General features: G+C 62.4%; 24 protein-coding genes. 11 read left to right on the forward strand and 13 right to left on the reverse strand.

Features of this window, described 5'->3' with window-relative positions:
* Positions 1-87: 87 nt before the first annotated feature.
* Entirely contained in the window at positions 88-720 is a 633-nt protein-coding gene (ttgR, locus tag L6D80_RS10305; protein ID WP_054899346.1) for an efflux transport transcriptional regulator TtgR, read from the forward strand.
* An 86-nt stretch (positions 721-806) separates the two neighbouring features.
* On the opposite strand, the gene L6D80_RS10310 is transcribed toward ttgR, so the two are convergent.
* Positions 807-2,258, reverse strand: coding sequence for an MDR family MFS transporter (locus L6D80_RS10310; RefSeq protein WP_176514808.1), 1,452 nt, complete (start codon positions 2,256-2,258; stop codon positions 807-809).
* 384 nt (positions 2,259-2,642) lie between these two features.
* Here L6D80_RS10310 and L6D80_RS10315 point away from each other — a divergent pair, with 384 nt between their 5' ends.
* Positions 2,643-3,512, forward strand: a complete 870-nt coding sequence (locus L6D80_RS10315; RefSeq protein WP_054899348.1) for an isocitrate lyase/PEP mutase family protein — start codon at positions 2,643-2,645, stop codon at positions 3,510-3,512.
* A 20-nt stretch (positions 3,513-3,532) separates the two neighbouring features.
* On the opposite strand, the gene L6D80_RS10320 is transcribed toward L6D80_RS10315, so the two are convergent.
* Together L6D80_RS10320 and L6D80_RS10325 are read right to left on the reverse strand one after the other, a co-directional pair.
* Positions 3,533-3,706: a hypothetical protein gene (locus L6D80_RS10320; RefSeq protein ID WP_176514806.1), complete on the reverse strand. Its 174-nt coding sequence runs from the start codon at positions 3,704-3,706 to the stop codon at positions 3,533-3,535.
* Positions 3,707-3,800: 94 nt separating this feature from the next.
* Positions 3,801-4,709 carry a LysR family transcriptional regulator gene (locus tag L6D80_RS10325; RefSeq protein WP_054899349.1) on the reverse strand — a complete coding sequence of 303 codons (909 nt, stop codon included), beginning with the start codon at positions 4,707-4,709 and terminating at the stop codon, positions 3,801-3,803.
* A gap of 101 nt (positions 4,710-4,810) precedes the next feature.
* On the opposite strand from L6D80_RS10325, the gene L6D80_RS10330 reads away from it, so the two are divergent.
* Positions 4,811-5,686, forward strand: coding sequence for an MBL fold metallo-hydrolase (locus L6D80_RS10330; protein ID WP_176514803.1), 876 nt, complete (start codon positions 4,811-4,813; stop codon positions 5,684-5,686).
* A 27-nt stretch (positions 5,687-5,713) separates the two neighbouring features.
* Positions 5,714-6,328: an NAD(P)-dependent oxidoreductase gene (locus tag L6D80_RS10335; protein WP_054899351.1), complete on the forward strand. Its 615-nt coding sequence runs from the start codon at positions 5,714-5,716 to the stop codon at positions 6,326-6,328.
* Between the two features lie 64 nt (positions 6,329-6,392).
* On the opposite strand, the gene L6D80_RS10340 is transcribed toward L6D80_RS10335, so the two are convergent.
* On the reverse strand, positions 6,393-7,268 hold the full coding sequence (locus tag L6D80_RS10340) for a LysR substrate-binding domain-containing protein (RefSeq protein WP_054899352.1): 876 nt from the start codon (positions 7,266-7,268) through the stop codon (positions 6,393-6,395).
* A 114-nt stretch (positions 7,269-7,382) separates the two neighbouring features.
* Between L6D80_RS10340 and L6D80_RS10345 the strand changes: the two genes are divergently transcribed.
* Positions 7,383-9,020 (forward strand): 5-guanidino-2-oxopentanoate decarboxylase, encoded by a 1,638-nt coding sequence (locus tag L6D80_RS10345; protein WP_176514802.1) that lies wholly within the window; start codon positions 7,383-7,385, stop codon positions 9,018-9,020.
* A 35-nt stretch (positions 9,021-9,055) separates the two neighbouring features.
* Here L6D80_RS10345 and L6D80_RS10350 read toward each other — a convergent pair whose 3' ends face one another.
* Positions 9,056-9,976, reverse strand: coding sequence for an AraC family transcriptional regulator (locus L6D80_RS10350; RefSeq protein WP_176514800.1), 921 nt, complete (start codon positions 9,974-9,976; stop codon positions 9,056-9,058).
* Between the two features lie 202 nt (positions 9,977-10,178).
* Here L6D80_RS10350 and L6D80_RS10355 point away from each other — a divergent pair, with 202 nt between their 5' ends.
* Together L6D80_RS10355 and L6D80_RS10360 are read left to right on the forward strand one after the other, a co-directional pair.
* Complete coding sequence (locus L6D80_RS10355; protein WP_054899355.1) at positions 10,179-10,472, forward strand: putative quinol monooxygenase; 294 nt, start codon at positions 10,179-10,181, stop codon at positions 10,470-10,472.
* Between the two features lie 56 nt (positions 10,473-10,528).
* The gene (locus L6D80_RS10360) at positions 10,529-10,762 is read left to right on the forward strand and encodes a hypothetical protein (protein WP_054899356.1); all 234 of its coding nucleotides are present in this window, start codon (positions 10,529-10,531) and stop codon (positions 10,760-10,762) included.
* Here L6D80_RS10360 and L6D80_RS10365 read toward each other — a convergent pair whose 3' ends face one another.
* Together L6D80_RS10365 and L6D80_RS10370 are read right to left on the reverse strand one after the other, a co-directional pair.
* Positions 10,763-11,368 (reverse strand): flavin reductase family protein, encoded by a 606-nt coding sequence (locus L6D80_RS10365; protein ID WP_176514798.1) that lies wholly within the window; start codon positions 11,366-11,368, stop codon positions 10,763-10,765.
* A 117-nt stretch (positions 11,369-11,485) separates the two neighbouring features.
* The gene (locus tag L6D80_RS10370) at positions 11,486-11,773 is read right to left on the reverse strand and encodes a hypothetical protein (protein WP_176514796.1); all 288 of its coding nucleotides are present in this window, start codon (positions 11,771-11,773) and stop codon (positions 11,486-11,488) included.
* A 343-nt stretch (positions 11,774-12,116) separates the two neighbouring features.
* On the opposite strand from L6D80_RS10370, the gene L6D80_RS10375 reads away from it, so the two are divergent.
* Positions 12,117-12,869, forward strand: a complete 753-nt coding sequence (locus tag L6D80_RS10375) for a COG4705 family protein (protein WP_054899359.1) — start codon at positions 12,117-12,119, stop codon at positions 12,867-12,869.
* A 131-nt stretch (positions 12,870-13,000) separates the two neighbouring features.
* On the opposite strand, the gene L6D80_RS10380 is transcribed toward L6D80_RS10375, so the two are convergent.
* From L6D80_RS10380 to bglX, 4 genes are all read right to left on the reverse strand, one after another.
* Positions 13,001-14,320: an MFS transporter gene (locus tag L6D80_RS10380; protein WP_054899514.1), complete on the reverse strand. Its 1,320-nt coding sequence runs from the start codon at positions 14,318-14,320 to the stop codon at positions 13,001-13,003.
* Positions 14,321-14,596: 276 nt separating this feature from the next.
* A complete protein-coding gene (locus L6D80_RS10385; protein ID WP_176514794.1) occupies positions 14,597-15,931 on the reverse strand; it encodes a sigma-54-dependent transcriptional regulator in 1,335 nt (444 codons plus the stop codon).
* A complete protein-coding gene (locus L6D80_RS10390; protein WP_054899361.1) occupies positions 15,925-17,682 on the reverse strand; it encodes an ATP-binding protein in 1,758 nt (585 codons plus the stop codon). The genes L6D80_RS10385 and L6D80_RS10390 overlap by 7 nt, the downstream gene beginning before the upstream one ends.
* Positions 17,683-17,763: 81 nt before the next feature.
* Complete coding sequence (gene bglX, locus L6D80_RS10395; RefSeq protein WP_054899362.1) at positions 17,764-20,052, reverse strand: beta-glucosidase BglX; 2,289 nt, start codon at positions 20,050-20,052, stop codon at positions 17,764-17,766.
* Positions 20,053-20,242: 190 nt separating this feature from the next.
* Here bglX and L6D80_RS10400 point away from each other — a divergent pair, with 190 nt between their 5' ends.
* Both L6D80_RS10400 and L6D80_RS10405 read left to right on the forward strand, forming a co-directional pair.
* A complete protein-coding gene (locus L6D80_RS10400; RefSeq protein ID WP_176514793.1) occupies positions 20,243-20,860 on the forward strand; it encodes a TPM domain-containing protein in 618 nt (205 codons plus the stop codon).
* Positions 20,861-20,944: 84 nt separating this feature from the next.
* Entirely contained in the window at positions 20,945-22,165 is a 1,221-nt protein-coding gene (locus L6D80_RS10405; RefSeq protein WP_176514791.1) for a class I SAM-dependent methyltransferase, read from the forward strand.
* Positions 22,166-22,200: 35 nt separating this feature from the next.
* On the opposite strand, the gene L6D80_RS10410 is transcribed toward L6D80_RS10405, so the two are convergent.
* Complete coding sequence (locus L6D80_RS10410) at positions 22,201-23,211, reverse strand: DUF4917 family protein (RefSeq protein ID WP_176514789.1); 1,011 nt, start codon at positions 23,209-23,211, stop codon at positions 22,201-22,203.
* 153 nt (positions 23,212-23,364) lie between these two features.
* On the reverse strand, positions 23,365-25,080 hold the full coding sequence (locus L6D80_RS10415) for a SulP family inorganic anion transporter (protein ID WP_176514787.1): 1,716 nt from the start codon (positions 25,078-25,080) through the stop codon (positions 23,365-23,367).
* 581 nt (positions 25,081-25,661) lie between these two features.
* On the opposite strand from L6D80_RS10415, the gene L6D80_RS10420 reads away from it, so the two are divergent.
* Positions 25,662-26,585 (forward strand): AAA family ATPase, encoded by a 924-nt coding sequence (locus tag L6D80_RS10420; protein ID WP_182387312.1) that lies wholly within the window; start codon positions 25,662-25,664, stop codon positions 26,583-26,585.
* Positions 26,586-26,631: the final 46 nt, after the last annotated feature.

Genomic DNA, 26,631 nt, shown 5'->3' on the forward strand with positions numbered 1-26,631 from the left:
GCCCATCCGGTAGGCGCCCTGCAGAGGTGCCCCCGGCGGTTTCCCCACAGGCGAAGTGCCTGCGGGCCCAGATGAGGTTGTACTGCCATGGTCCGTCGAACCAAAGAAGAAGCCCAGGAAACCCGCGCCCAGATCATCGAGGCGGCGGAAAAGGCCTTCTACAAGCGCGGGGTTGCGCGAACCACACTGGCTGACATCGCCGAACTGGCGGGCGTGACCCGAGGGGCGATTTACTGGCACTTCAATAATAAGGCGGAACTGGTGCAGGCGCTGCTCGACAGCCTGCACGAAACACATGACCACCTGGCACGCGCCAGTGAAAGCGAGGACGAACTCGACCCGCTTGGCTGCATGCGCAAGCTGCTGCTGCAAGTGTTCAACGAGCTGGTGCTCGATGCCCGTACCCGGCGTATCAATGAAATCCTGCATCACAAGTGCGAGTTCACCGATGACATGTGTGAAATCCGCCAGCAGCGCCAGAGCGCTGTGCTGGATTGCCATGAGGGCATCACCCGGGCCTTGGCCAATGCAGTGCGCCGTGAGCAACTGCCCGCGGGGCTGGACGTCGAGCGTGCAACCGTAGCCCTGTTTGCTTATGTCGATGGCCTGATCGGCCGCTGGTTGTTGTTGCCGGACAGTTTCGATTTGTTGCGCGATGCCGAAAAATGGGTCGACACAGTGCTGGATATGCTGCGCTTGAGCCCGGCGCTGCGCAAATGACACTTTGTTAAGGTTTGTGAGGAAGTGTTTCCCAAGTGAATTAAGGCAGGATTAAACGCCAAGGGCCGCAACGCGGCCTGGCAATCCTAGCGCCCCCGCAGTTGCCGGTCTGGCAGCGCCAACGCGGTCAGCAGCCCCAGCAGGGCGATCCCGGCACTGCCCAGCAACAGCTCGCGGAAGGTCTCCAGCAACCGCGCCTGGGTGGCGGGATCGGCTTCCCCTGCTTGCAAACTCCCCAGCAACGGGTTGCCTAGCAACGCGAAGCCACCTTGATGCAACAGCATCAGCAGCAGGCTGGACATACAGGCCACCCCCATGGCCCCGCCCAGCGAGCGGAACAGGTTGGTGGTGCTGGTGGCCACGCCGATATCCTTGATGTCCACCGCGCTCTGCGTGCCCACCAGCGAGGTGGGAAACTGCAGGCCACAGGCGATGCCAGTCAGCAACATGAATACCGCACTGAGCAGCCCGGACTGTGGGGGAGTGATGGCCATGGCGAAGATTGCCACCGGCATCAGCAGCGCACCGGCCAGAATCTGTGGCTTGTAGCGCCCGGTGAAACTGGTCATGCGCCCGCCGGTGAAGGCGCCCATGGGCAAGCCGATGGCCAGGGGCAGCAGGTGCAGCGCGGCGCTGTCCGCTCCGGCACCGGTGATGCCCTGGTAGCGCAGGGGCATTAGCATGGTCAGCGAGATCGATTGAAAGCTGGCGAAGAAGATCACTCCCCAGCACAGCACAGCCACCCGGTTGCCGAACAGGCCAAGGGGCAGCAACGGCTCCTGGCAGCGTCGTTCGTGACCGATGAACAACGCCAGGCCTAACCCCGCGCAGGCAAACAACGCCAGTACAGGCGGCGCGGTCCAGGCGTGACCCTGCCCCACCAAGGTGATGCCCAGCAGCAGGCTGCCCAGGCCAAGGATCAGCAATACGGCCCCAACGTAATCCACGCGGGCCTGACGGCGCTGCACAGGCATACCGGCAAGGGCGCGGCGGATCGCCCAGAGTGCGACCAGGCCCAGTGGCAGGTTGACCCAGAACACCCAGCGCCACGACAGGTACTCGGTCAACCAGCCGCCCAGCACCGGCCCAGCCACGCTGGCCACCGCGTACATGCTGCTGAAGTAGCCCTGATACCGGCCACGCTCGCGCGGGGGCACAAAGTCGCCGATGATCGCCTGGCTTACCGAAACCATTCCGCCCGCGCCGATGCCCTGCAGTACCCGCGCCATGACCAGTTGCTGCATGTCCTGGGCCAGGGCGCAGGCGATCGAGGCCAGGGTGAACACACTGATGCCGGTGAGAATCATGCGCCGCCGGCCATACAGGTCGCCCAGTTTGCCGTAGATCGGCACGGCCACGGTCATTGCCACCATGTAGCCGGAGATTACCCATGCCAGCAGGCCGACATCGTTGAACTGCGCAGAGATGGCTGGCAGGGAGACGGCGACGATGGTCTGGTCAAGGGCGCCGAGGAAAATGGCCAGCATCAAGGCCGTGAGGACATTGCGCAGGGCGGTCGGGGGTAGGGCGGCTGTCACGGAGATACCTTGTCTGGCCGAAAGCTGCGCGTAGCCATGGGCGTGCGAATGGCCGGCGCGATTTCTCCGGATTGTAACTCGACTTAGGTAGCTTCCTATGTACTATCTGCATCCCCTATGCAAGATCGGCATTGGCGCATTCATCCAGTGCTGCATGGCTGCGTGATATCGTTGCCAGGCCGCAGAGGCTGAAATCCGGGGGTTGCACCAGCTTGGTGCGTCCTGATGTCGCTGGATTTTCGGGTCGCTGTATCCCACACCTTTTATCCCTCTGCCTGCATGTCGAGCATGACCGCCCAGATGGCGACGGTTGGAACAGGTCAGGTAGACCCGATTACAGGGGTCGGTAGCAACCGTTCAATTTCACGTATTAGCGGAGTGATCATGCCCAAGGCTTCCCATCAAGATCTGCGTTTTGCCTTCCGCGAGCTGCTCGCTTCAGGTTCCTGCTATCACACGGCATCCGTGTTCGATCCGATGTCGGCGCGCATCGCCGCCGACCTGGGTTTTGAAGTCGGCATACTGGGTGGTTCGGTGGCATCGTTACAGGTGCTGGCCGCGCCAGACTTCGCCCTGATCACCCTCAGCGAGTTCGTCGAGCAGGCCACCCGAATCGGTCGCGTCGCCCAGTTGCCCGTGCTCGCCGATGCTGACCATGGGTACGGTAATGCGCTTAATGTGATGCGCACGGTCACCGAGCTGGAGCGCGCCGGCGTGGCTGCGCTGACCATCGAGGACACCCTGCTGCCAGCCCAGTTCGGGCGCAAGTCCACCGACCTGATCTCGGTCGAGGAAGGGGTCGGCAAGATCCGAGCGGCCCTTGAGGCGCGGGTCGATTCCTCGTTGTCGATCATCGCCCGCACCAATGCCGGCGTACTGAGCACTGAAGAAATCATCGTGCGTACCCAGAGCTACCAGAAGGCCGGTGCCGACGGTATCTGCATGGTCGGTGTGAAGGATTTCGAGCAGCTTGAGCAGATTGCCGAGCACCTGAGTGTGCCGCTGATGCTGGTGACCTACGCCAACCCCAACCTGCGCGACGACGAGCGGCTGGCGCGCTTGGGCGTGCGTATCGTGGTAGACGGCCACGCGGCCTATTTCGCCTCGATCAAGGCGACCTACGACTGCCTGCGGCTGCAGCGCGGCCAGCAGAACAAGTCTGAAAACCTCAGCGCCACCGAGCTTTCGCACACCTATACCCAGCCCGAGGACTACATCCGCTGGGCCAAGGAATACATGAGCGTCGAAGAGTGACCGGCATGGCGCCGTTCAGCTCAACGAACGGCGCTCAAGGTTGCGGTGTGGGGCACGCAGTGTTCCTGCTCGCAACTGGCGGCGGCGCTTGGCTGGCTGCGCAGCAGTTCGGCGCGCCAGCAGGCTGAGCCGTACAGCCCCGCAACCGCAGTCAAGGCCATGACAAGGGCGACTCTTCTGGATTTGATGCCCATGTTGCTTACCTCCTGCTTCGACCACAGGTGATACTTCAAGCATAGGCCAAACGCTGGCTGGCGCCTGTTGCTGCTGCCACGGTTGGGCGGCAGTTCACACTAGCGCCCGATCCCATTCCGGCTCCTGGCTGAACCATTGCGCGAGAAAATCCAGCATGCTGCGCAAGGTCGCCGGCATGTGCTTGCGCGAGGTGTACACCGCATTCAGGTTCAGCTCCTGCGGGCGTGCCTCGGGCAACAGGCGCACCAGCGCGCCACTGTGCAGTGCCGGGGCAGCCTGGTAGCTCGGCAGCATGGCCACCCCCGCACCGGCCAGCGCAGCCTTCTGCAGGGTCATTGCCTCGTTGGCGCTGATATTGCCGTCCACCGGCACGGCGACCTGCTGCCCATCTACCTCGAAGTGCCACAGGCTGTGGCCGAAGTAGGCGTGGGTCAGGCAATTGTGCTGGCTCAGGTCCTCGACTCGCTGGGGCGTGCCACGTTCATGCAGGTAAGCCGGCGCCGCGCAAACCACCGAGCGGCATACGCTCAAGCGCCGGGCGATGAGGTTGGGGTCCAGCTCGTTGCTGGTGCGGATGGCCAGGTCGATGCGCTCGTCCACCAGGTTGACCGTGCGATCGAGCATTTGCAGCTCGACTTTCACGCCGGGGTAGCGCCGCACGTATTCGGCGATGGCATCGACCAATTGTGCCTGGCCGAAGGAGGTACTGACACTGATGCGCAGCTTGCCACGCGGCGCCTCGTCCGGCTGGCGCACAGCAGCTTGCAGGTCACCGGCCAGTTCAAGCATTTGCCGGCAGCGGGGCAAGGTCTGCTGGCCTGCTGAAGTCAGGCTCAGCTTGCGGGTAGTGCGCTGCATCAGCCGTGCGCCTACCCAGTCCTCAAGCTCTGCCAGATAGCGCGAAACCACGGGGCGGGACAGCTGCAGGTGATCTGCCGCCGCCGATTGGCTACCCAGGTCGACGACGCTGACGAATACGCGCATGGCGTTGAGACGGTCCATGATTTGCCCGATTTTAGAAACAAACTATGTCTGAGCATCGCATTTTTTGCGATGGATCGGGCAACTATGCTGTTGATCATTCTTCTTGGACGGTCTTGAGCATGTCGATCTTCTCCCCATTACGCAGCCTGGTGCTGACGTGTATTGCGCTGGCTGGGCAGGCCCAGGCTACCGAGCCGCTGCGGTTGGACGTGTACAACCCAGGGCATGAGGCGATCTTCCCGGTGAGTTCGGTGATTGTCAGCGGCGAAAAAGACGCCATTCTGGTCGATGCCCAGTTCGGCAAGGCCCAGGCCGAACAACTGGTTGCGCGCCTACGTGCCAGCGGCAAGCGCCTGACCAACATCTACATCAGCCATGGCGACCCGGATTACTACTTTGGCCTGGCGACGCTCACCGAGGCCTTCCCAGATGCCAAGGTGCTGGCTTCAGCGGCCACCGTTGACCATATCCGCAAGACGATGGAAGCCAAGCTGGCCTTCTGGGGGCCGCAGATGGGGGGCGACGCGCCCGTGCGGCTGGTGGTGCCCCAAGTGCTCGCGGGCAACCGCCTGACGCTGGAGGGGCAAGCGCTGGAAGTCATTGGCCTGGATGGCCCGCAACCACAGCGCAGCTTTGTGTGGATACCGTCGATCAAGGCGGTGGTCGGGGGTGTGGTGGTGTCAGAAAACATCCATGTATGGATGGCCGATACCCAATCGGCCAAGTCCCACGCCGACTGGCTCGGTACGCTTGAGCACATCGAAGCGCTCGCGCCGCGCACCGTCGTCCCCGGCCACTATCTGGGCCAAAGTGACCGCTCGCTGAAGGCGGTGCGCTTCACGGCTAACTATATTCGTGAATTCGATGCGCAAACCGCCCGGGCGAAAGACGCTACCGCGTTGATTGCCGCTATGAAGAAACGTTACCCGGACCTTGCCGACGAAAGCTCCCTAGCGCTCGGCGCCAAGGTCGCCAAGGGCGAGATGAAGTGGTAATTCCGTTCAACTGATGGAGAGTTTCCCATGAGCAAGATCGCAATCATCGGTGCCACCGGCCGGGCCGGCAGCCAGTTGTTGGAAGAAGCGTTGCGCCGCGGGCACAACGTGGTGGCCATTGCCCGTGACCCGTCGCGTTTGCAGGGGCGCCCAGGTGTTACCGTAAAGGCACTGGATGCCACGGACAGCCATGCGTTGCAAACGGCTGTCAGCGGCGTCGATGCGGTGTTGAGTGCCGCGCATTTCTCGACCCTCTCGCCCCACGCGATCATCGAGCCGGTCAAACGTGCCGGGGTCAAGCGGCTGTTGGTAGTGGGCGGCGCCGGCAGCCTGCTGCTGCCTTCCGGGCATCGGGTCATCGACAGCCCTGATTTCCCTGAGGCGTACAAGGCCGAGGCCAGTGCCGGGGTGGTTTTTCTTGAGCAATTGCGCAAGGAGGCGGACCTTGACTGGACGTTCCTCTCACCCTCGGCGGAGTTCGTCGAAGGCGCGCGTACGGGCCATTACACGCTGGGCAAGGACCACCTGCTGATAGGGGCCGAAGGCAAGAGCTGGATCAGCTTTGCCGACTATGCCATCGCCATGATCGATGAGCTGGAGAAACCGGCGCATTCGCGTCAGCGCTTTACTGTCGGCTACTGAGTGGTCAAACCTACCCCACAAGTGCTGTGCTGGGGCTTGTGGGGTGGGGCAGCGGCGAGGGCGTTCACTGATGGGCGCGGTCCTCGAGCCAGTCCATCAGCTCCACCAGCCCCGGTGGCAGGCTCCTCGCCTGGCAGGCCAGGTAATAGCCTTTTCCGGTCAGCACCTTCAGCGCGAACGGCATGCACAGCCGTCCATTGCGCAGGTCATCGCCAATCAAGGCCCAATCGCCAATCGCCACACCAGTCCCCTGTGAGGCCATGGCCATTGCCATGTCCAGCGTTTCGAAATGCTGCTTGCGCCCCTGTGCCTCGAGCGTTGCTCCAGCGGCCTGTAGCCACAGCCGCCAGTCATGTTCATCACGCGAGGGGTGCAACATCATGTGGCGGTTCAGGTCCGCGAGCTCTTGCAGCGGCACGGGCCCGGCCAAGAGTGAAGGCGCACACACTGGCGTGAGCTGCTCGTCGAACAGTTTGCGCACCCGCAGCCCATGGTTCGGTGCGTCGCCATAGACCACCGCCGCATCGAAGCCTTCGCGGCGAAAATCCACGCCATGTTGCACCGTGGTGGTCAATTCCACCGGTACGTCCGGGCGCAGGGCCTGCCACTCCATCAGGCGCGGCAGCAGCCAGCGCATCACGCAGGTCGGCGCCTTGAGCTGCAAGGTGGCGCTGTGCCCACCCACTTCGCGCACACCTTGTTCGATCAGGGCGAATATCTGCTGCACGCGTGGCAGCCAGTCCTGGCCCTCACGCGTCAGGCTCAAGCCACGGGCCTGGCGCTGGAACAAGGCATAGCCCAAGTGCGCTTCGAGGCCCGCGACCTGTCGGCTGACGGCACCCTGGGTGATATGCAGCTGCTGTGCGGCACGGGTGAAATTGCAGTGCTGGGCGGTGACCAGGAAGGTATGCAAGGCCGGTAGCGGCGGAAGGCGTTTCATTGCAGCAAGCCATGATTAAAGGACATGGCTAGTATGTGTTTTTTTACCTTGTGGCGATAGCGTTGGCTTGGGTCCAATGGGCACAGACTCCAACAAGATCCAAGGTGAAATTCGATGGCAACCTGCGGCGAAGTACTGGTCAAACTCCTTGAAGGCTATGGTGTGGACCATGTCTTCGGCATCCCCGGCGTGCATACCGTGGAGCTTTACCGAGGCCTGGCGGGCTCGTCCATTCGCCATGTCACGCCACGCCACGAGCAGGGCGCTGGCTTCATGGCCGACGGCTATGCACGGACCCGGGGTAAGCCGGGGGTCTGCTTCATCATTACTGGCCCTGGGATGACCAACATCACCACCGCCATGGGCCAGGCCTATGCCGATTCGATTCCCATGCTGGTGATTTCCAGTGTGCAGTCGCGGGATCAACTGGGCGGTGGCCGTGGCAAGTTGCATGAATTGCCCAACCAAGGCGCGTTGGTGGCCGGCGTGGCGGCGTTTTCGCACACCTTGATGAGCGCCGCTGACTTGCCGCAGGTACTGGCCCGCGCCTTCGCCGTGTTCGAGGGCGCCCGGCCGCGGCCTGTGCATATCGAGATCCCTCTGGATGTACTGGTCGAGCCGGCTGACCACCTGTTGCCGGCCCGCCCGGTGCGCAGCAGCCGGGCAGGGGCAGCGCCACAGGCCGTGGCACGCATGGCCGAGCGCCTGGCCCAGGCACATAAACCGTTGATCCTGGCAGGCGGTGGGGCGCTGGCCGCAGGGCCTGCCTTGGCCCGCCTGGCTGAGCATCTGCAGGCGCCGGTGGCGTTGACCATCAATGCCAAAGGCCTGTTGCCGTCCCACCATCCGCTGCAGATCGGGTCGACCCAGTCGCTGGTCGCCACCCGTGCGCTGGTGGCTGAAGCCGATGTGGTGCTGGCAATCGGTACCGAGCTGGCCGAGACCGATTATGACGTGACGTTCAAGGGTGGTTTCGAGATCCCGGGCAGTTTGCTGCGGGTCGACATCGACCCTGACCAGACGGTGCGTAACTACCTGCCGGAACTGGCCTTGGTGGCTGACGCCAAGCTCGCCGCCGAGGCGTTGTTCGACGCCTTGCAACAACAGCCGCAGCCGCAGCGCGATGAACGTTGGGGCGCAGCGCGTGCCCAGCTTCTGCGGGCGTCGCTTGCCGCTAGCTGGGATCAGCCGACCCTGAGCCAGACCCGCCTGCTGACCAGCATCCTCGAGCGCCTGCCCAATGCGATTCTGGTAGGCGATTCGACACAGCCGGTGTACACCGGCAACCTGACGCTGGACATGGACCAGCCGCGCCGCTGGTTCAACGCTTCGACAGGTTACGGCACCTTGGGTTATGCGCTGCCAGCAGCCATGGGTGCCTGGTTGGGCAGTGCCGAGCAGCCGGCCGAACGGGCACCGGCGGTGTGCCTGATTGGCGATGGTGGGCTGCAATTCACCTTGCCGGAGCTGGCCAGTGCGGTGGAGGCGCAGGTGCCGCTGATCGTGCTGCTGTGGAATAACCAGGGCTACGAAGAGATCAAGAAGTACATGGTCAACCGCGCTATCACGCCAGTCGGGGTGGATATCCATACCCCGGACTTCATTGGTGTGGCACGTGCCTTGGGGGCTGAGGCCGAAGAGGTCGGCGATGTGGCGCAACTGCTGGCTGCACTTGGCCGTGCGGCAGAGCGCAAGGGGCCGACATTGATCCAGGTCGATCAGCACCAGTGGCAAGCGGCAGTCTTGGGCTGATGGCCAGCGGGCGCCCACGCTGGCCTGGATAAACGTCAGCCAGCGCTTGCCCGCAGCCGTGCCACATCACGGATCGGCGGCGCGCCATACAGCCGGCTGTACTCGCGGCTGAACTGCGACGGGCTTTCGTAACCTACCCGATAGCCCGCCACTGCCGCCTCCAGGCCATCATTCAGCATCAGCCGGCGCGCCTCCTGCAGGCGCAACTGCTTCTGGTACTGCAGAGGGCTCATCGAGGTCACGGCCTTGAACCGGTGGTGCAAGGTCGAGGTACTGAGGTTGACCTCCCGCGCCAGGTCCTCGATGCGCAGCGGTTGCTGAAAGTGTTGGTTGAGCCAGGTGATGGCCTGGCACACCCGATGGGTCTGGCTGTTGGCCAGGGCAATTTCGTACAGGCGGTAGCCCTGCGGCCCGCGAAGCAGGCGGTAGAGGATTTCTCGGCGGATCAGCGGCGCCAGCATGGCGATGTCGCGTGGTGAGTCCAGCAGGCGGATCAGGCGCAACAAGGCATCGAGCAGTTGTGGATCGGTCCTTTCCACATACAGGCCGCGGCCGGACGGCAGGTTGGGCACCAGCATCGGCCCGCTTTCGGCGATCAGCTGACTGATTTCGGCTGCGTCCAGGTCAAGGCGCAGGCCCAGGCTGGGGTTTTCCGCGCTGGCATCGAGCCTGGCACCGCTCAGGGGCAAGGTCACCGACACGACCATGTAGTGCAAGGGGTCGTAGGCGTATTGCTCGTCACCAAGGAACAGGCTCTTGCTGCCCTGGGCCAGTATGCACAGCGCCGGTAGGGCCAGGGTCGGCACTGAGCGCACATTCTCCGTGTAACGCACCAGGTACAGGTCGTCGATGGCCGAGACGGTGCCCTGTGGCTCGCCGGCATGGCGCAGGATCAGCTCGGCCAGCTCCTGGCGTTGCAGTTCCAGGGCGGGGTCTAGGGACGGGGGAGTGGTCATGATGGCTTTCCTCTGCTGACCGACGCAGCATAGGTTTGGGCAATGGCGGGCGCTAGTCGAAAGCTGCACAGGGATTGCCTGATCCTGCCGCGCTGCAGGATCAGGCAATCCCTGTGCAGTAATAGCCTAACGCCCCGCGCGCGCGTACCCCTAACCTTGGCAGCCTGGTTTTCCGCCTGCATGCTTCAAGGAGATTGTGCAAATGACCCTACGTCAACCGGTCACCCACTTGGCTTTCATCCGTGCCAGCAGCGGTCGTTCGGCAGAACTTGGCGCGCGTCTGCGCGACCTGCTCGAGCCCTCGTTGCGCACACCCGGCTGCCTGAGCTTTACCGTGCAGCGCTCCCAGGCCGATGCCGACCTGTGGTTGCTCAGCGGTAGCTGGCAAGACCAGCAGGCAATGAGTGGCTACTTCGCTTCACCCACACTTGAGGTGTTCGGTGAGTTGGTGCAGGCGCAGGTGGTCAGCAGCCTGGACCTGCATACCTTCGATTGAATGCCTGCCCACTCAGGGTAGAATGCCGCCTCTCGATCAACGACGCGGATAGCAACATGGCACGTAGAGAATTCCCGCATTTCGAAGCGGTTTCGGCGATGGTCCCCGTGGAGGGCGGTGGTTACAACGCCGCCATCGCCGTCAAGGCACTGGGCACGGGTGGTGCTCCGCGCTTTCACAAGGTACTGGATGGCCAGGTGTTCCAGAGCGCTGTGGCGGCCGACGAGGCCGCCTGCGCCGAGCTCGAGCGCCTTCAAGGTGTTGGCGAGGAAGGCGAGCTGACCTGGTGATCAGGCCTGGGGCCTGGCCATCTTGAACAGGTTGCCCAGCTCGAAATAATCCGCCGGGCCACCTGCGCGCAGGATCGGCTCGGCGGCTGCGGTGTCGTAGATGCCGTCCTTGAGCAGGTGCTCGGCAATGTGCACCGCCACCACCTCACCCAGAATCAGCCAGCTGGGCACCAAAGCCTGGTCCGCGCGCTTGAGCTGGACGATCTGGCTTACCTTGCATTCGAACGCCACCGGGGTTTGCGCTACCCGTGGCACCTTGACGATGCGCGAGGCTGCGGGCGTGAGGCCGCTGAGCTGGAATTCATCGACGTCAGCCGCAACGGCTGCGCAACTCTGGTTCATCTGCTCGGCCAAGGGCCGCGTCGCCAGGTTCCAGACGAATTCACCGGTCTGCTCGATATTGTTCAGGCTGTCTTTGCGCCCGACGCTGCAGAACCCGATGATCGGAGGGATGTAGTTGAAGGCGTTGAAGAAGCTGTAGGGCGCGAGGTTCAACCGACCTTGGCTGTCGTGGGAGGAAATCCAGCCGATCGGGCGAGGACCGACGATGGCATTGAACGGGTCGTGGGGCAGGCCGTGGCCTTTGGCGGGTTCGTAGTAATACATCTGCGTTGGGCTTGCTGGCCCTACCTCTTGGGGGACGAGGTGCCTAGTGTGCCAAGCCTGTGCACGCCTGCAAATGATCTAGCCCGGCCGAAGCCGGGCGGGGACACGCATCAGGGATCAGCTGATGCGGTGGGCATTGGTGCGGTCGAAGCCGTCTTCGGCGAAGCGTTGAGCGCCGGTGCGGTCGAAGCCATCTTCGGCGAAGCGTTGAGCGCCGGTGCGGTCAAAGCCGTCTTCGGCGAAACGTTGGGCGCCAGTGCGGTCGAAACCATCTTCAGCGTAAGTGGCTGCCTGGCTTTGTGCGGCCGCGAAGTTATGAGCACTGGTGCGGTCAAAGCCATCTTCTGCGAAAGCGCCGGTGGCGAAAACCGAGAGGGCCAAGGTGAGGATCAGTTTGTTTTTCATGGTCGTTGCTCCGTGGTTCGAGAGGTTTTGTGCTTCTATGGGTTCAATGCTACGCCTGTTAATTTGATTAAAAAGCGCAAAAAATAGGGCTAAAAAATCAATTTAATCGATATGTTGAGGCGCGGCGCCTGAAGCGCTGTAGGCGCCGTAATCTTCTAGCGTGTTAACCCGAGGTGACTGATTGCTTCGCCAGGGACTGCAGGATGGGGGGGCAGAATTAATGGGCGGTTAAGAACGAAAAATCGTATTTGCGCACGGCATTACGCTTTTTTCATATAGCGCCAACCGATTTTTCAAGCATTGCTCATCACCATCGCCGCACCTGAATATGGAGCGGCAAACAATGAACAAACTTCCGCAAATCACCTTGGCCTTCTGGGTCATGAAGATCTGCGCCACAACGCTGGGCGAGACGGCCGGTGACCTGCTGTCGATGACCCTAGACGTTGGCTATGCAGTCAGCTCGATGCTGTTGATCAGCGTGTTTCTGCTGACCTTGTTCGGCCAGCTGTATTCGCGGCGCTACCATCCGGTGCTCTACTGGTTGGTGATTCTCTCAACCAGCACCGCCGGCACCACCATGTCCGATTTCATGGACCGTACCCTGGGGCTGGGCTATGCGGCGGGTTCGGCCATTCTGGTCGGCATCTTGCTACTGACCTTCCTCGTCTGGCGTCTGAGCGGCAACCCGCTTGACGTTACCCGCATCAGGACCCGCGCAGGCGAGTTGTTCTACTGGGTAGCGATTCTGTTCTCCAACACGCTCGGTACTGCCCTGGGTGATTACCTTGCCGATGATTCAGGCCTGGGTTTTGCCGGTGGTGCGCTGCTGATCGGCAGCCTGATCGGGCTGGTGGTACTCGCGCGTTCCTGGACCCGAATCCCTGGCGTGGTGCTGTTCTGGATCGCGTTCGTGCTGACCCGTCCGTTCGGGGCAACCCTGGGTGATTTCCTGACCAAGGCTCACGAAAAAGGCGGGCTGGATTTCGGCACGATCGGGTCTTCGGCAGTACTGGGGGGCGTGCTGCTGGTCTTGGTACTGATGGCGACCTGGTACCAACGGCGTGGCCCGCGCCAGGCGTTGGAGATGTCTTGAGTTGGCTTCGCGGCTTCTGGTGAGCCGATTGGTTGCGCTGTTCGGCCCGTTTGAACGTGGTGGTGGCGTTTTCTCAGCGTAAAAAAAAACGCCCCTAGTTCGGGGCGCTTTTTCAAGGGGCTGGATCACTGTCAGTCAGTGGTGATCCGCGAATGCTGCTTGGTGTCTTTCATGGTGGCGTAAACCAGCAACGAGCAGGCGATGCACGCCGTGACGTACCAGTAGAAACCGCTCTCCATGCCAGCGCTCTTGAACCACAGCGCCACGTACTCGGCGGTGCCACCGAAGATCGAAACGGTCAGTGCGTAGGGCAGGCCTACACCCAGGGCGCGGATTTCGGTGGGGAACAGTTCGGCTTTCACCACGGCGTTGATCGAGGTGTAACCGCTGACGATGATCAGCGCTGCCATGATCAGGAAGAACGCGCCCCACCAGGTCTGGATGGTGTGCAGGGTGGTGAGGATCGGCACGGTAAACAGGGTACCCAGCACGCCGAAGGCGATCAGGATCGGCCGGCGGCCGATCTTGTCAGAGAGGCCGCCGATGATCGGTTGCAGGCACATGAACAGGAACAGCGTGGCCGCCGAGATGGTGGTCGAGTCGCTGATGCTCATGCCTACCGTGTTGACCAGGTACTTCTGCATGTAGGTGGTGTAGGTATAGAACGCCAAGGTGCCGCCCATGGTCAGGCCGACGACGGTCATCAGTTCCTTGGGGTGGCGCATCAGGGTGCGCATCAGGCTTTCCTTGGCCTTTTCCTTCTTGGTGAAGGAAGCGGTCTCTTCCATGCCGCGGCGCAGGTACAGGGCAACCACCGCGCACAGCGCGCCGATCACGAACGGTACGCGCCAGCCCCAGGCATACAGCTGCTCGGTGGTCAGCGTCTGCTGCAGGATGATCAGCACTGCCAGGGCGATGAGCTGGCCGGAGATCAGGGTGACGTACTGGAAGCTGGAGAAGAAACCGCGACGGTCCTTGCTGGCCATCTCGCTGAGGTAGGTGGCCGAGGTGCCGTACTCGCCGCCCACCGAAAGGCCTTGCATCAGGCGCGCGATGACCAGCAGCACGGGTGCGGCAACGCCGATGGTTTCATAGCCCGGGGTCAGGGCGATGACCAGGGAACCGGCGCACATCAACAGTACCGAGGCCATCAGTGCGGCCTTGCGGCCTTTGCGGTCGGCGTACAGGCCCATCAGCCAGCCACCGATCGGGCGCATGAGGAAGCCCACGGCGAAGATTGCGGCGGTGTTGAGCAATTGGGCAGTGGAGTCGCCGGCCGGGAAGAAGGCCTTGGCGAAGTACAGCGAGAATGCGGCGTAGACGTACCAGTCGTACCATTCGACCATGTTGCCGATCGAGCCACTGAAGATCGACTTGAGGCGGCTGGCGGTGGTTTTTTCCGCGGCGGGCGCGGTGGCCGCCCCGGCGGGCAGGGAGGTGGCGTTATCCATCAGGGATACCTTCTCGTTGTTTTTGTGGAGCGCGCCAGGGCGCAGCTTGCCCTGGCAATTGCAGAAGGTGTGCCAAATGGGTGCGTGGCGATTCATTTGGGGGCACTGGTTGCCCCAAGACGCAAAGCGCTACCCCTGGAGGCCGCGCTGTAGCTGGGCAGCGTCCTGATCGGCGGGATCCGGTGTTTAACGCTAGATGATCAGCCGCGCCTGCCAGTGAATGTAGAAATAGGCGGATTCTTGCTCATTCAAGGGGGTTGGTAGGCGGATATCCGCTCACTCCCGTGTGATGAAGTCTTCGCGTATCAGCCCGTGCCGTTGCATCTTTTCGTTCAGCGTCCGCCGTGGCAGCTGTAATGTTTCCATGACGCCTTTGATCTCTCCCCTGTGCAAACGCAGCGCGGCCCGCAGGCATTGCGCCTCGAAAGCTTCCATCTGCTCGCCCAGTGACTGGGCACCGGGTGAGCCCTCAAGGTTTGGCGAACCCAGCCCCAAGGCATGGCGTTCCGCAGCATTGGCCAGTTCCCGCACGTTGCCCGGCCAATCATGTGACAGCAACTGCGCCAGTTGCGCACCTGACAACGGAGTGGTCGCGCGGCCAAGCTTCTCGGCCGTCGCATGGGCGAAATGCTCGAACAGTAGCGGGATGTCCTCGCGCCGTTCGCGCAGGGGGGCCAGGCGCAGTTCGGCAACGTTCAGGCGGTACGCAAGGTCTTCGCGAAAGCGCCCGGCGCGCGCTTCTTCGAGCAGGTCGGGCTTGGTCGCGGCAATGATGCGCAGGTCAACGCTGATACTCTGGTTGGCGCCCAACCGCTCCAGTTTCTGCTCCTGAATGACCCGCAGCAGCTTGGCTTGTTGGGCAAGGGGCATGCTTTCGATTTCGTCGAGGAACACCGTACCGCCGTTGGCATACTCCAGCTTGCCAATGCGTTTGCCCTGGGCCCCGGTGAAGGCGCCACTCTCGTGGCCGAACAGTTCCGCCTCGAACAGTGATTCCGGGATGGCAGCACAGTTGAGTGCGACGAAGGGTTTGCTCGCACGCGGGCCGAAGTCATGCAGGCATCGCGCCACGCGTTCCTTGCCGCTGCCGGTTTCACCGCGGATCAGTACATTGACCGGCAGGCTGGCCAGGTCCAGCACCTGCCGGCGTAGTTGCTGCAGGCCTTGGGACATGCCCAGCAACGTGGCTTCCAGGCGCGACTTGAGATCGGCCTGCTCGTGCAGGCGGCGGTTTTCCAGCACCAGCTGGCGTTTTTCCAGGGCGCGGCGCAGGCTGCCGAGCAGGTGCTGCGGTGTGAAGGGTTTTTCAAGGAAGTCATAGGCGCCATTGCGCATGGCTTCCACGGCCATCGGCACATCGCCATGGCCGGTCAGCAGGATCACCGGCAGGTCCGGGTCATCAGCCTGCAGGCGTTCGAGCAGTTGCAGGCCACCCATGCCAGGCATGCGTACATCGCTGATGACCACCCCTGCAAAGTGCCGTGGCAAGTGGGCCAGGCAGTCCTCGGCGCAGGCGAACAACTGCACGCTGAAACCGGACAGGCTCAGCCATTGTTCAACGGCGCTGCGGATGCTTGCTTCATCATCGACGACGATCACTGAATTCAACATACAGGCTCCAGGTCGCGGGGCAGGGTAAGGCTCAGGCGCGCACCGCCCGGCAGGTTTTCGGCATGCAACTGGCCGCCGGCCTCGTGGATGATGCCATAGGAAATAGCCAGACCCAGGCCAAGCCCTTCACCGACCGGCTTGGTGGTGAAGAAGGGGTCGAATACCTTGGCCAGGTCGGCGTCGGCAATACCGCCGCCGGAGTCAAGGACGCTCAGGCGCCACAGCTCGTGCTCGGGCTCGATGCGGATTTCAAGGCGTTTGTAGCGCTTGTCGGTCATGGCGTCCAGGGCGTTGCGCAACAGGTTGATCAGCACTTGTTCGAGGCGGATTGCATCGCCCCGCACCCAGGCCGGACGCGCCAGGTACAGGGCCACTTCGACGCCTTCGCCGCGGATGCGTGTTTCCAGCAGATGCAGGGCCTGATCGACGACGGTCGCCAGGTCGAGGCGTTCGCGCAAACCGACCGGGCTGTTGCGGGCAAACGTCTTGAGGTGGCTGGTGAGGGCGGCCATGCGCGTCAGCATGTGCTCCAGGGGTTCCAAGGCTTGGCGCGCTTCGTCGTAGCGACCGTGGTCAAGCAGCAGGCGCAAGGTTTCCAGTTGCATGCGCTGGGTGGTAAGCGGTTGGTTGATCTCGTGGGCCATGGCTGCCGACATCTGCCCGAGCGCGGCCAGCTTGGCCGATTGCACCAGCCCCTCCTGGGCAGTGCGCAGCTCTTGGGTGCGCTCCTCGACCTGGCGCTTGAGCTCCTCGCGGCTACGCTGGCGCAGGCGTGCCAGGCGCAGGCGCTGGCTGACGAACAGTGCGGCGAAAACCAGGCTCAGCCACACGGCAGCGGCCCCGAGCGCGGCGTTGCGGCCGTCAGCCAGCACTTGTGGCTTGCGCAGCAGGTGCAGGGTCCAGTCTTCACTGTCCAGGGGCAGGCTTTCCCACAAGTACTCGGCAGGCCCATCGGGCCCTAGCACACGGCTCAGGTGGCTGCTGTTGGCGAAACGGGTCAGCACCTCATGCTTGAGCGGTACCAGCGGCTGCTTGTCATACTGGCGGGTTGCGGCCAGTTCGGCTCGGTCCGCGCCGCTGAGCGGTTGCAGCTCGCGGTAACGCCAGCCGTCCTGGTTGGCGATGAAGGTGATGCCGCGGGCATCGCTGACCAGCAGGATATCGTTGCCCTGGCGCCACTCGCGTTCCAGTTGGGGAAACTCCAGTTTGACCACCATGGCGCCAAGGAAGCGCCCCTGTTCGTCGGTAACCGCGCTGGACAGGAAGTACCCCGGCACCCCGCTGGTCACGCCAACTGCATAGAAGCGGCCCGTGCCCTGGCTGCGGGTCTGTTTGAAGTAGGGACGAAAGCCATAGTTGGAGCCGACATAGGTGGTAGGTAGGCGCCAGTTGCTGGCCGCTACGGCCAGCCCAGTCCGGTCCAGCAGTTCCAGGGTGGAGGAGTTGGCGGCGCCGTTGATGCGTTCCAGCTTGCGGTTGAGCGCATCCTGCTCTGGTTCACTGATTGGCCCTCGCAGGGCGGCGATCAGTTCCGGGTCCAGCGCCAGTACCGCGGGCAAGGCTCGATAGCGTTCGATCAGGGTATGCAGCGACGTGGCGTACAACCCCAACTGCTGGCTGGCGCGGCGGGCATCTTCTTCCATGGCCTGACGCTTGGCCTGGTGCATGGCCCAGCCGGCGCTGAGCGCAGTGCCCACCACAATCAGCAGGATGATCAGCCCCAGACGCAGGGCGCGAAAGGATAAGAGCATGGGGCGAGTCCGATGATGGGGTTTCATTGATGACCCTATCGCCGACTTGCCGGCAATAGGGTCGGCACTGCCTGCACACCCTTACAGCAGTTCGAAACGCTGTTGCTGCACGGCCTCGGAATCCAGCCCGACCTGGACCTCGAACTCCCCGGGCTCCGCCACTCGCTGCAGCTGGCCGTTGTAGAACTTCAAGTCCTCCTCGCTGATACGGAAGCTCAGGGTGCGCGATTCACCGGCCTTGAGCATCAGCTTCTGGAAGTTCTTCAGCTCCTTGACCGGGCGGCTCATGGAGGCCGAAACGTCCTGCAGGTACAGCTGGACGACGGTCTCGCCATCACGCTTGCCGGTGTTCTTCACAGTGACCTTGGCGTCCAGGGTGGCACCGCGCTTGAGGTCTTTGCTGGAAAGGCTCAGGCCCGACAGCTCGAAGTGGCTGTAGCTCAAACCGTAGCCAAACGGATACAGCGGGCCATTGGGCTCTTCGAAGTACTGCGAGGTGTAGTTGCCTGGCTTGCCTGGGGTAAACGGCCGGCCGATGCGCGTGTGGTTGTAGTACATCGGAATCTGCCCGACGGAGCGCGGGAAGGTGATGGCCAGCTTGCCGGACGGGTTGTAGTCGCCGAACAGCACGTCGGCGATGGCGTTACCGCCTTCGGTACCGGCGAACCAGGTTTCGAGGATGGCATCGGCTTGCTCGCGCTCCCAGGCGATCGACAACGGGCGGCCGTTCATCAGCACCAACACCAGCGGCTTACCGGTGGCCTTGAGCGCCTTGATCAGTTCGCGCTGGCTGGCCGGGATTTCCAGCGTGGTGCGGCTCGACGACTCGTGGGACATGCCGCGCGATTCGCCGACCACGGCCACCACCACGTCGGACTGCTGGGCTGCCTTGACCGCTTCATCGATCAGCACGGCGGCCGGTCGCGGGTCATCGACGATTTCCGGGGCATCGAAGTTGAGGAAGTTCAGGTAATCGAGGATTGCCTTGTCGCCAGTGACATTGGAGCCTTTGGCGTACACCAGCTTGGCCTTGCCCTCTACAGCCCGGCGTAGGCCTTCGCGCACGGTAACCGAGTGCACCGGCTTGCCGTCGGCGGCCCAGCTGCCCATCATGTCGATCGGCGCATCGGCCAATGGGCCTACCAGGGCGATGGTGCCGGCTTTTTTCAGGGGCAAGGTTTGCGTGCGGTTTTCCAGCAGCACCAGGCTGCGGCGTGCCACGTCGCGGGCGGCGTCGCGGTGCAGGCGGTCTTCGCCATAGTACTCCTTGAGGTCGGTTTCGGCTTTGCCGATGCGCACGTACGGGTCCTTGAACAGGCCCATGTCGTATTTGGCGCCGAGCACCTCACGCACGGCCTGGTCCAGCTCGCCCTGGCTCACTTCGCCGGATTTGAGCAACCCTGGCAGCTCCTGGCCATACAGGGTGTCGTTCATGCTCATGTCGATCCCGGCCTTGATCGCCAGCTTGGCTGCCTCGCGTCCGTCGCGCGCGACGCCATGGCGAATCAGTTCCTGGATGGCGCCGTGGTCGCTGATGGTCACGCCCTTGAAGCCCCACTCCTTGCGCAGCAGGTCATTCATCAGCCAGGTGTTGGAGGTGGCCGGCACGCCGTTGATCGAGTTGAGCGCAACCATCACCCCGCCGGCACCGGCGTCGAGCGCGGCACGGTAGGGCGGCAGGTAGTCGTTGTACATCTTCGGCAGGCTCATATCGACCGTGTTGTAGTCGCGGCCCCCTTCCACTGCGCCATACAGGGCGAAGTGCTTGACGATGGCCATGATGCTGTCGGGGTTGGCCGGGCTGCTGCCCTGGAACGAGCGGACCATTGCCTGGCCGATCTTCGAGGTCAGGTAGGTGTCCTCGCCGAAGCCCTCGCTGGTGCGTCCCCAGCGTGGGTCGCGTGCGATGTCGACCATCGGGGCGAAGGTCATGTCCAGCGCGTCGGCAGAGGCCTCGATGGCCGAGGTGCGGCCGACCTTGGCGATGGCGTCCATGTCCCATGTGGCAGCCAGGCCGAGGCCGATCGGGAAGATGGTGCGTTCACCGTGGATGGTGTCGAAGGCGAAGAACATCGGTATCTTCAGGCGGCTGCGCATGGCGGCGTCCTGCATCGGCCGGTTCTCGGGGGCGGTGCGTGAGTTGAAGGTGCCGCCGATGTGCCCGGCGGCGATTTCTTCGCGGATCTTCTCGCGCGGCATCTCTGGGCTGATGCTGATAAGGCGCAGTTGGCCAATCTTTTCGGCCTCGGTCATCTGGCTGATCAGATGCTCGATGAAGGCCTGCTTGTCTTGCAGGGACGGGGCGGTGGGGGCGGCGAACGCCACCTGACTGGCAAGGCCCAAGGCCAGGCCCAGCAAAGACAGTTTCATCTTCAATTCCGTTGTCGAGGCCTGTGCCGTATCCACGCGGATACGTGCGCGGCCGAAGTTTTCAGGCGGCTATTGTTGTACGATTCGCGAGCATTTGTTCCTGCGGCGGATTATGCCTGAATATGTCGCTCGCAGAGGAACACCCGAATGCCGGGACAACAACTATAAGAACGACCCAGAGACCCAAGGCATGACCCCCTTCAACGAATACGAGCAGCGCCTGATTGCCGAGGCCATTGCCCGGGTCGAGCGGTGCACCGATGCACAACTGGTGACCGTGCTGGCCAGACGTGCCGACGACTATGCCTACCTGCCGCTGTTCTGGGCCGCCGTGCTGGCGCTGGCTGTGCCGGGACTGTTGCAACTGTCGCTTGGCTGGCCCGGTATGCGCGGGGTGCTGGTGGCCAACGCATTGCTGTTCATTGGTTTGTGCCTGCTGCTGCGCAACCCGCGCCTGGCCGCTTGGCTCATACCTGATGCCTTGCGCCGCTGGCGGGCATCGAGCCTTGCCCGTGAGCAGTTCAGCGCACAGAACCTGCAGCGCACCGTGGGAGCAACCGGCGTGCTGATCTTTGTTGCCGAAGCAGAGCGGCATGTGGAAATCCTGGTAGACCAGGGCATCGACCGCCACCTCGATGCCCAGGCGCGTGCTCAAATGGTCGCCCGCTTTGCCGAGCAGGTGCGTCAGGGCCGTACCTTGGAGGGCTTTGTCGAGTGCATCGAGGCATGCGGGGAACGGCTTTGCGAGCAACTGCCACGTACCCATGCGCGTAACGAGCTGCCCAATCGCCTGGTGATTCTGGACTGAGTGCGCTCCCACAAGCAGGCACCGGGCTGTAGAATACGAGGCATTGCGCTGTGCGCTCCCCGCTATCCGAGGCACCTTCTTTTCATGTCCGCCAGTACTTCCGCTTCCACCGCGCCGGATGCGCGCACCCAGTTTCTTGACCTGCTCAATGCCGCCCTGCACGGCAATACCCTGGTCAAGCTGGTGCTGGCACGCCACGTCGGCAGTGACCAGACCCTGCAGCGCATCATCGCCAAGCCGGTACAGGTCAAAGGGCTGGTGCACCTGTCACTGGTGTACCGCCACCAAACCCGCGACATCACCCGCAACCTGCCGCTGGACCAGGCGCAGGCGCTGGTCGCCGAGTTGCTGCCGGACGGCTTTCGCAATGCCCACTTGTTCGACGCGGACGGTGAGGTGCAACTGACTTTCAGCAAGAAAGGCAAGCCGATGCTCCAGCGCCACGGTGCGCAGGCGCCTCGCGACGCTGTTGCCAGTACCGGCCACGACCGAGAGAAGAAGCGTTATCTGGAACTGTCCCGACCGTTTCTTCGTGACCTTGGTGTCACCGATGCGCAGGGCGCGCTGATCCCGGCGATGTCGCGCAAGTGGAAGCAGATCAACAAATTCATCGAGGTGTTCGGCCACGCCCTGGCCAATGCGCCGGTGCCGGCCGAACAGGCGTTGCGGGTGGCCGATTTCGGCTCGGGCAAGGGCTACTTGACGTTCGCCATGCACGACTACTTGCGCAACACGTTGGGGCGCGAAGCGCAGGTGACCGGTGTGGAATTGCGCCAGGACATGGTCGACCTCTGCAACGCCGCAGCTGCGCGGCTCGATCACCCTGGCCTGGTGTTCCAGTGCGGGGATGTGCGCAGCGTGGTGCCCGAGGCCATCGAGGTGATGATCGCCCTGCATGCCTGCGACATCGCTACCGACTACGCCATCCATACCGGCATCCGTTGCAATGCCGCGATCATCATGTGCTCACCGTGCTGCCACAAACAGATCCGCCCGCAACTGCACAGCCCAGGGCTGCTGCAGCCGATGCTGCAGTATGGCTTGCACCTGGGGCAGCAGGCGGAAATGCTCACCGACAGCTTGCGGGCATTGTACCTGGAGGCCTGTGGCTACGAGACCAAGGTGTTCGAGTTCATCTCGTTGGAACACACTAACAAGAACAAGATGATTCTCGCGGTCAAGCGCAAGCAGCCGGTAGAGGCGCAAGCACTGCTGGAGAAGATTGCGCAGCTGAAGGCGTTCTACGGGGTACAGGAACATTGCCTGGAGACGTTGCTACGCGCGGATGGGTTGATCCCCGCGTAACTGCTGCCTATTGAACGCTCGCAGCACGGCCCGTCTCAGCTGCGAGTTACGGGTACCTCAATCGCCAGCTCCGCCAGCCCCAACGGGTGGGTACTCGCATCGAAGAAATGCAGCGCAGTCCCTGGCAAATCCCCGAAGCGTTCATTGAAATGCCGCTTCTGATTCAGCACCGACGCCTCGCCCAGTGGCCGGATGGCAATGGAAAGATGCGCCGGTTGCGCCTGGCGAATAGCTTCGAGCACATGCTGGTCACTGCTGTCCAGGTGCTGCCCGAACAGGCATAGCCCCTGACGTTCCTGGGCCAGCTGGGCCAAACACCAGGCCAGGTAGTCCGAATGGCGTATGGCCCGCAGTTTCTCGTCGCTGCGGTCTTCGTTGACGAACAACGGCACTTCCCCCGGAATGTTCACGGCAAAGCCGTCGAGCAGTTCGGCGCTTTCGGCGCTGCGCTGGCGGGTAGTGCCGTCCGGCAGTTTGAGCAGGTGCAGGCCGCCGTGCAGGTGCAGTACCCGCGTGCCTTGGCTGCGGGTGCGGCGAACATCGAAGAAACCCTGTTCGTCGAACAGCGCGGCGAAGCCTTGGGGGGCGTGCTGCACGGCCCAGGGCAGGATCAGGTCGTAGTTGCTGGTGTAGACGCTACGATAGGCGCGCAGCGCCTGGTTGATCGACGCCAGGGTGGCCGCCGGCATCAGCGGCCAGGGCAGGTGCACGGTGCGCACGGCGTGGATCAGCGCTTCCTTGATCGAGTAATAGCGGTTCAGCGGCGCGGTGGCGTTGATCGCCAGGGCGGCGTTGGCGCGCACGGTATGGTTGAGGATGCTCAACACCGGCTCGAACAGCTCTGTGCCCAGCGACTTGAACAAGGCCTGGTCGCTGATCGCCAGGCCTTTCTTGCGCCCGGCGCGCTGGGCTTGCTCGAACAGCGAGAAATAGCCGAACGGTTTCCACAGCGCGCGGCTGGCGCCGTTGCCCAGCAGCAGGGCATCGCAGGGATGGTGTTGGGCGAGTTCCGGCCAGGTGGCGAGGTGGGCGTGGAGTGCGGGCATGCTGGGTCCATTCGGTGGGGCGGGAAACGGGGGCGACTTTAGCACGCCATGCAAGGTGTGCGAGGGCGGGGTTCAGGCGAGCGGCCTCGTTTTGCTTGCGCTGGCCCTTGGCGGCCCTCTTGGCGCTGACCGGCCGAAAGCCGCCGAAGAACGTCAGGGGGCTGCGTGGGGCACAGTGTCGCCCTGACCCTGGCGCCTGTTGCGCCACACCCGGTACGCCCGTATTCCCGCCCGCACCGAGCCAAACAGCAGCTTGTCCTCCATCTCCCGCGCTATGCCCGAGCGCACCAGCATGCGCAGAAACGTGCCACGGGCACGGGCGATGGCAAAGAAGATACCTTGCGCGGCGAGGGTGTCGCGGACCTCGCGCAGGGCGGCGATGCCACTGACATCGATGCTGCTGACGGCTTCGGCATCGAACAGCACGGCTTGGGGGTTGGCCTGGCTTTGCACGGCCTCGAGCAGGCGCATCTTGAAGTAGTCTGCGTTGAAGAACAGGATCGCGTCGTCGAAGCGGTACACCACCAGCCCGGGCACCGTGCGAGCCTCCTTGTGCTTGCGGATGTCCACCTGGCCCTCTGTGCCGGGCAACCAGCCCAGCACTGCGTCGGTTGGCTGGTAGATGGTGTACAGCAAGCGCAGGATGGCCAGGGTCACGGCAAACACGATACCCGGCAGGACGCCCAGGCCCAGTACGCCGACGGTGGTCAGCAGGCACAGCCAGAATTCGAAGCGGCTGAGGCGCCGGATGACCCCCAGCGACCTGACATCGATCAGCCCCCACCCGGCCATCAGCAGCACGGCTCCCAGCGCCGCCTGCGGGATCCAGGCCATCGGCGCGGTGAAAAACAGCAGGATCAGGGCAATCACCAGGGCGGCGATGATGCCGACCAGTTGGCTCTTACCGCCAACCATGTCGTTGACGGCGGTGCGCGAGTCGGCGCCGCTGATGGCGAACCCTTGGGATATTCCGGCTGCCAGGTTACTTACGCCCAGGGCGACGAACTCATGGTTGGCATTGATCGCATAGCCGTGCCGGGCGGCGAAGCTGCGGGCGGTGAGCATGGCGCTGCAGAAGCTGACTGTGGCGATACCCAGCGCATCGCGCAACAGGCTCTTGGTTTCGGCCAGGTTGCTTTGTGGCCATGCCAGTTGCGGCATGCCGGCCGGCACCGGGCCGAGGATGGCCACGCCAAACCGGTCAAGGCCGAACAGGCCAACCAGCACGGTGAACACCGCTACCGTAACCAGCGCCGCCGGCAGGCGCGGGTAGCGCCGTGGCAAGCCGATGAGCAAGGCCAGCCCGGCAAGGCCGATGGCCAGCGTCAGCCAGTGGACCTCGTTCAGGCGCTGCAGGAAGTTGATCAGGCTGAGGATGAAACCATCGCCCTCGATCTTGAAGCCCACCACCTTGGACAACTGCCCGGCGATCAGGCTCAGGCCGATCCCGTTGAGGTAGCCGATCAGGATAGGCCGCGAGAAGAAGCTGGCGATGAACCCGGCGCGGGCCAGTCCGGCTGCAATCAGCATTACCCCGACCAGCACGGTGACGATCACAGACAGCTCGGCAATGCGTTGTGGGTCGCCCAGGGCCAGCGGCGCCACGGCACCGGCGATCATCGCGCAGGTGGCAGCGTCAGGGCCGACCATCAACTGGCGTGAGCTGCCGATCAGGGCATAGACGATCATTGGTAGGACACAGGCGTAGAGGCCGTACTGCGGGGGCAGGCCGACGATCTGCGCATAGGCGATGGCAATGGGGATCTGGATGGCTGCCACCGAAAGGCCGGCTTGTAGGTCGGCGTGGAACCACTCGCGGCGGTAATGCAGCAGATTGGCGAGGCCCGGTAGCCAGCGTGAGAGAAACATGCGCAGTCCTTTCGAAATGTTTCGCGAATCCAGAAAGCATATGCGCCTAAGCCGTTTTGCTTGCAAGTGGATTCGTCCGCCGCGCATTCAAGCGGAACACGCGGGGGATGGCCATGGGCCAAGATCGTAACCGTCTTGAGGATATCGTGCAGGAGGGGCGCATCATCAAGGGCAATCTGCCCACCGGATGAAGAGTGTTTGCAGTGCCGCTGGAAGGGTGCTTGAGAGAAGCAAGGCTGGAGCGGGTAGAGGGAATCGAACCTTTATAGGACAGAAGCCCCTTACAAGTGTGTAAGTGTGTAACCGGGCGCCCCTCCCCAGCCCCCGCAAACCCAGCCCCTGCCGTCATCACTCACCGATCCATCCTTCACTCACCAGTCGAGCAAAGCCCGGATGTTGCCGGAGCAGCCGAAAGCACCTGCGAGCCGCGTACAGTGAGCTGATTAACCTGCCCCGACCCGCCTGCACCGCTACGGTAGGATGGGGCTATGAAATCGCCATTACGCTGCTATAGTTTTCGCCGTATAGCGAGCTTTATCTGCCAATAAAAATTAACACATGCCGGTCAATGGAATGCTCAAATGATAAACACAATTTCATTAAAGGACGTCACCAGCTACCCCAAAGACAAGCCCGTCATTCTCGGGCCATTAAAACGCATTAACCTCGTATATGGTCTCAATGGCTCTGGAAAATCGACTGTTGGCGATTATTTGCAGGATCTAGCAGGTAATCGATATCGGACGTGTCAAGTTGATCCAGTGATTAAGCAGGATCAAGTCTTTGTGTATAACCAGAAGTTCATTGAGCGGAATTTTAGCCATGATAACCATCCTGGAATTTTCACCCTGAACGAAGGAAATATTGACGCGAAAGAAAAGATTGCGGAACTGCAGCAAAGCGTAGAATCGGCAGGTAAGGAAATCGAGCGCATAACTTCGAAGCGTTTTGAAGTCGACGAGCTACATACTAAAGCAACTACTGCTTACAGGGACGCTCTTTGGGAGATAAGGTTGGGAGTTGAAAAGGGCGCTCTTGCTGCTTGTTTTCGTGGCCCGAGGCAGAAGGAAGCCTTTAAAGACCAGCTAGAAAAAACCCCACTCCCTACAAGCCCAGTCCGGACGGAGAAAGAACTAGCCGAAGCTGCCGAGGCGCTAAGCTCTTCGGACGCGCAGCCAATTCCCAACTTGCCTGAGATAAGTTTCGCGGGCGCAATACTCGAAAATGATCCTATCTTGGCTAAGGTCATTACACCCTCCGGTGACTCTTACCTTTCAGACCTTATCCAGAAACTGGGAAATTCAGATTGGGTTGAAAAAGCATTACCTTTCCTAAGCCACTCCGATAATGCATGTCCTCTCTGTCAGCAAACTTTGCCTCACGACTTTCTAGTCAACGTCAAGTCGCTATTTGACGAGACTTATGGATGCTCCGATCAACTTGTCGTGCAGCCGCGGCAAGTTGCAATTTTCCAGGCACCTACAGCGTCATTGGACGAAAAGTGACCGAAAAATCATGTACGGAGAGCTTTTTCGACCGGTTCTCCGTGTT

Source organism: Pseudomonas ceruminis (assembly GCF_021602025.1).
Classification (GTDB): domain Bacteria; phylum Pseudomonadota; class Gammaproteobacteria; order Pseudomonadales; family Pseudomonadaceae; genus Aquipseudomonas; species Aquipseudomonas ceruminis.

Coding starts and splice junctions, on each gene's coding strand:
- ttgR (WP_054899346.1), top strand. CDS start 88: ATGGTCCGTCGAACCAAAGAAGAAGCCCAGGAAACCCGCGCCCAGATC.
- L6D80_RS10315 (WP_054899348.1), top strand. CDS start 2,643: ATGCCCAAGGCTTCCCATCAAGATCTGCGTTTTGCCTTCCGCGAGCTG.
- L6D80_RS10320 (WP_176514806.1), bottom strand. CDS start 3,706: ATGGGCATCAAATCCAGAAGAGTCGCCCTTGTCATGGCCTTGACTGCG.
- L6D80_RS10325 (WP_054899349.1), bottom strand. CDS start 4,709: ATGGACCGTCTCAACGCCATGCGCGTATTCGTCAGCGTCGTCGACCTG.
- L6D80_RS10330 (WP_176514803.1), top strand. CDS start 4,811: ATGTCGATCTTCTCCCCATTACGCAGCCTGGTGCTGACGTGTATTGCG.
- L6D80_RS10335 (WP_054899351.1), top strand. CDS start 5,714: ATGAGCAAGATCGCAATCATCGGTGCCACCGGCCGGGCCGGCAGCCAG.
- L6D80_RS10340 (WP_054899352.1), bottom strand. CDS start 7,268: ATGAAACGCCTTCCGCCGCTACCGGCCTTGCATACCTTCCTGGTCACC.
- L6D80_RS10345 (WP_176514802.1), top strand. CDS start 7,383: ATGGCAACCTGCGGCGAAGTACTGGTCAAACTCCTTGAAGGCTATGGT.
- L6D80_RS10350 (WP_176514800.1), bottom strand. CDS start 9,976: ATGACCACTCCCCCGTCCCTAGACCCCGCCCTGGAACTGCAACGCCAG.
- L6D80_RS10355 (WP_054899355.1), top strand. CDS start 10,179: ATGACCCTACGTCAACCGGTCACCCACTTGGCTTTCATCCGTGCCAGC.
- L6D80_RS10360 (WP_054899356.1), top strand. CDS start 10,529: ATGGCACGTAGAGAATTCCCGCATTTCGAAGCGGTTTCGGCGATGGTC.
- L6D80_RS10365 (WP_176514798.1), bottom strand. CDS start 11,368: ATGTATTACTACGAACCCGCCAAAGGCCACGGCCTGCCCCACGACCCG.
- L6D80_RS10370 (WP_176514796.1), bottom strand. CDS start 11,773: ATGAAAAACAAACTGATCCTCACCTTGGCCCTCTCGGTTTTCGCCACC.
- L6D80_RS10375 (WP_054899359.1), top strand. CDS start 12,117: ATGAACAAACTTCCGCAAATCACCTTGGCCTTCTGGGTCATGAAGATC.
- L6D80_RS10380 (WP_054899514.1), bottom strand. CDS start 14,320: ATGGATAACGCCACCTCCCTGCCCGCCGGGGCGGCCACCGCGCCCGCC.
- L6D80_RS10385 (WP_176514794.1), bottom strand. CDS start 15,931: ATGTTGAATTCAGTGATCGTCGTCGATGATGAAGCAAGCATCCGCAGC.
- L6D80_RS10390 (WP_054899361.1), bottom strand. CDS start 17,682: ATGCTCTTATCCTTTCGCGCCCTGCGTCTGGGGCTGATCATCCTGCTG.
- bglX (WP_054899362.1), bottom strand. CDS start 20,052: ATGAAACTGTCTTTGCTGGGCCTGGCCTTGGGCCTTGCCAGTCAGGTG.
- L6D80_RS10400 (WP_176514793.1), top strand. CDS start 20,243: ATGACCCCCTTCAACGAATACGAGCAGCGCCTGATTGCCGAGGCCATT.
- L6D80_RS10405 (WP_176514791.1), top strand. CDS start 20,945: ATGTCCGCCAGTACTTCCGCTTCCACCGCGCCGGATGCGCGCACCCAG.
- L6D80_RS10410 (WP_176514789.1), bottom strand. CDS start 23,211: ATGCCCGCACTCCACGCCCACCTCGCCACCTGGCCGGAACTCGCCCAA.
- L6D80_RS10415 (WP_176514787.1), bottom strand. CDS start 25,080: ATGTTTCTCTCACGCTGGCTACCGGGCCTCGCCAATCTGCTGCATTAC.
- L6D80_RS10420 (WP_182387312.1), top strand. CDS start 25,662: ATGATAAACACAATTTCATTAAAGGACGTCACCAGCTACCCCAAAGAC.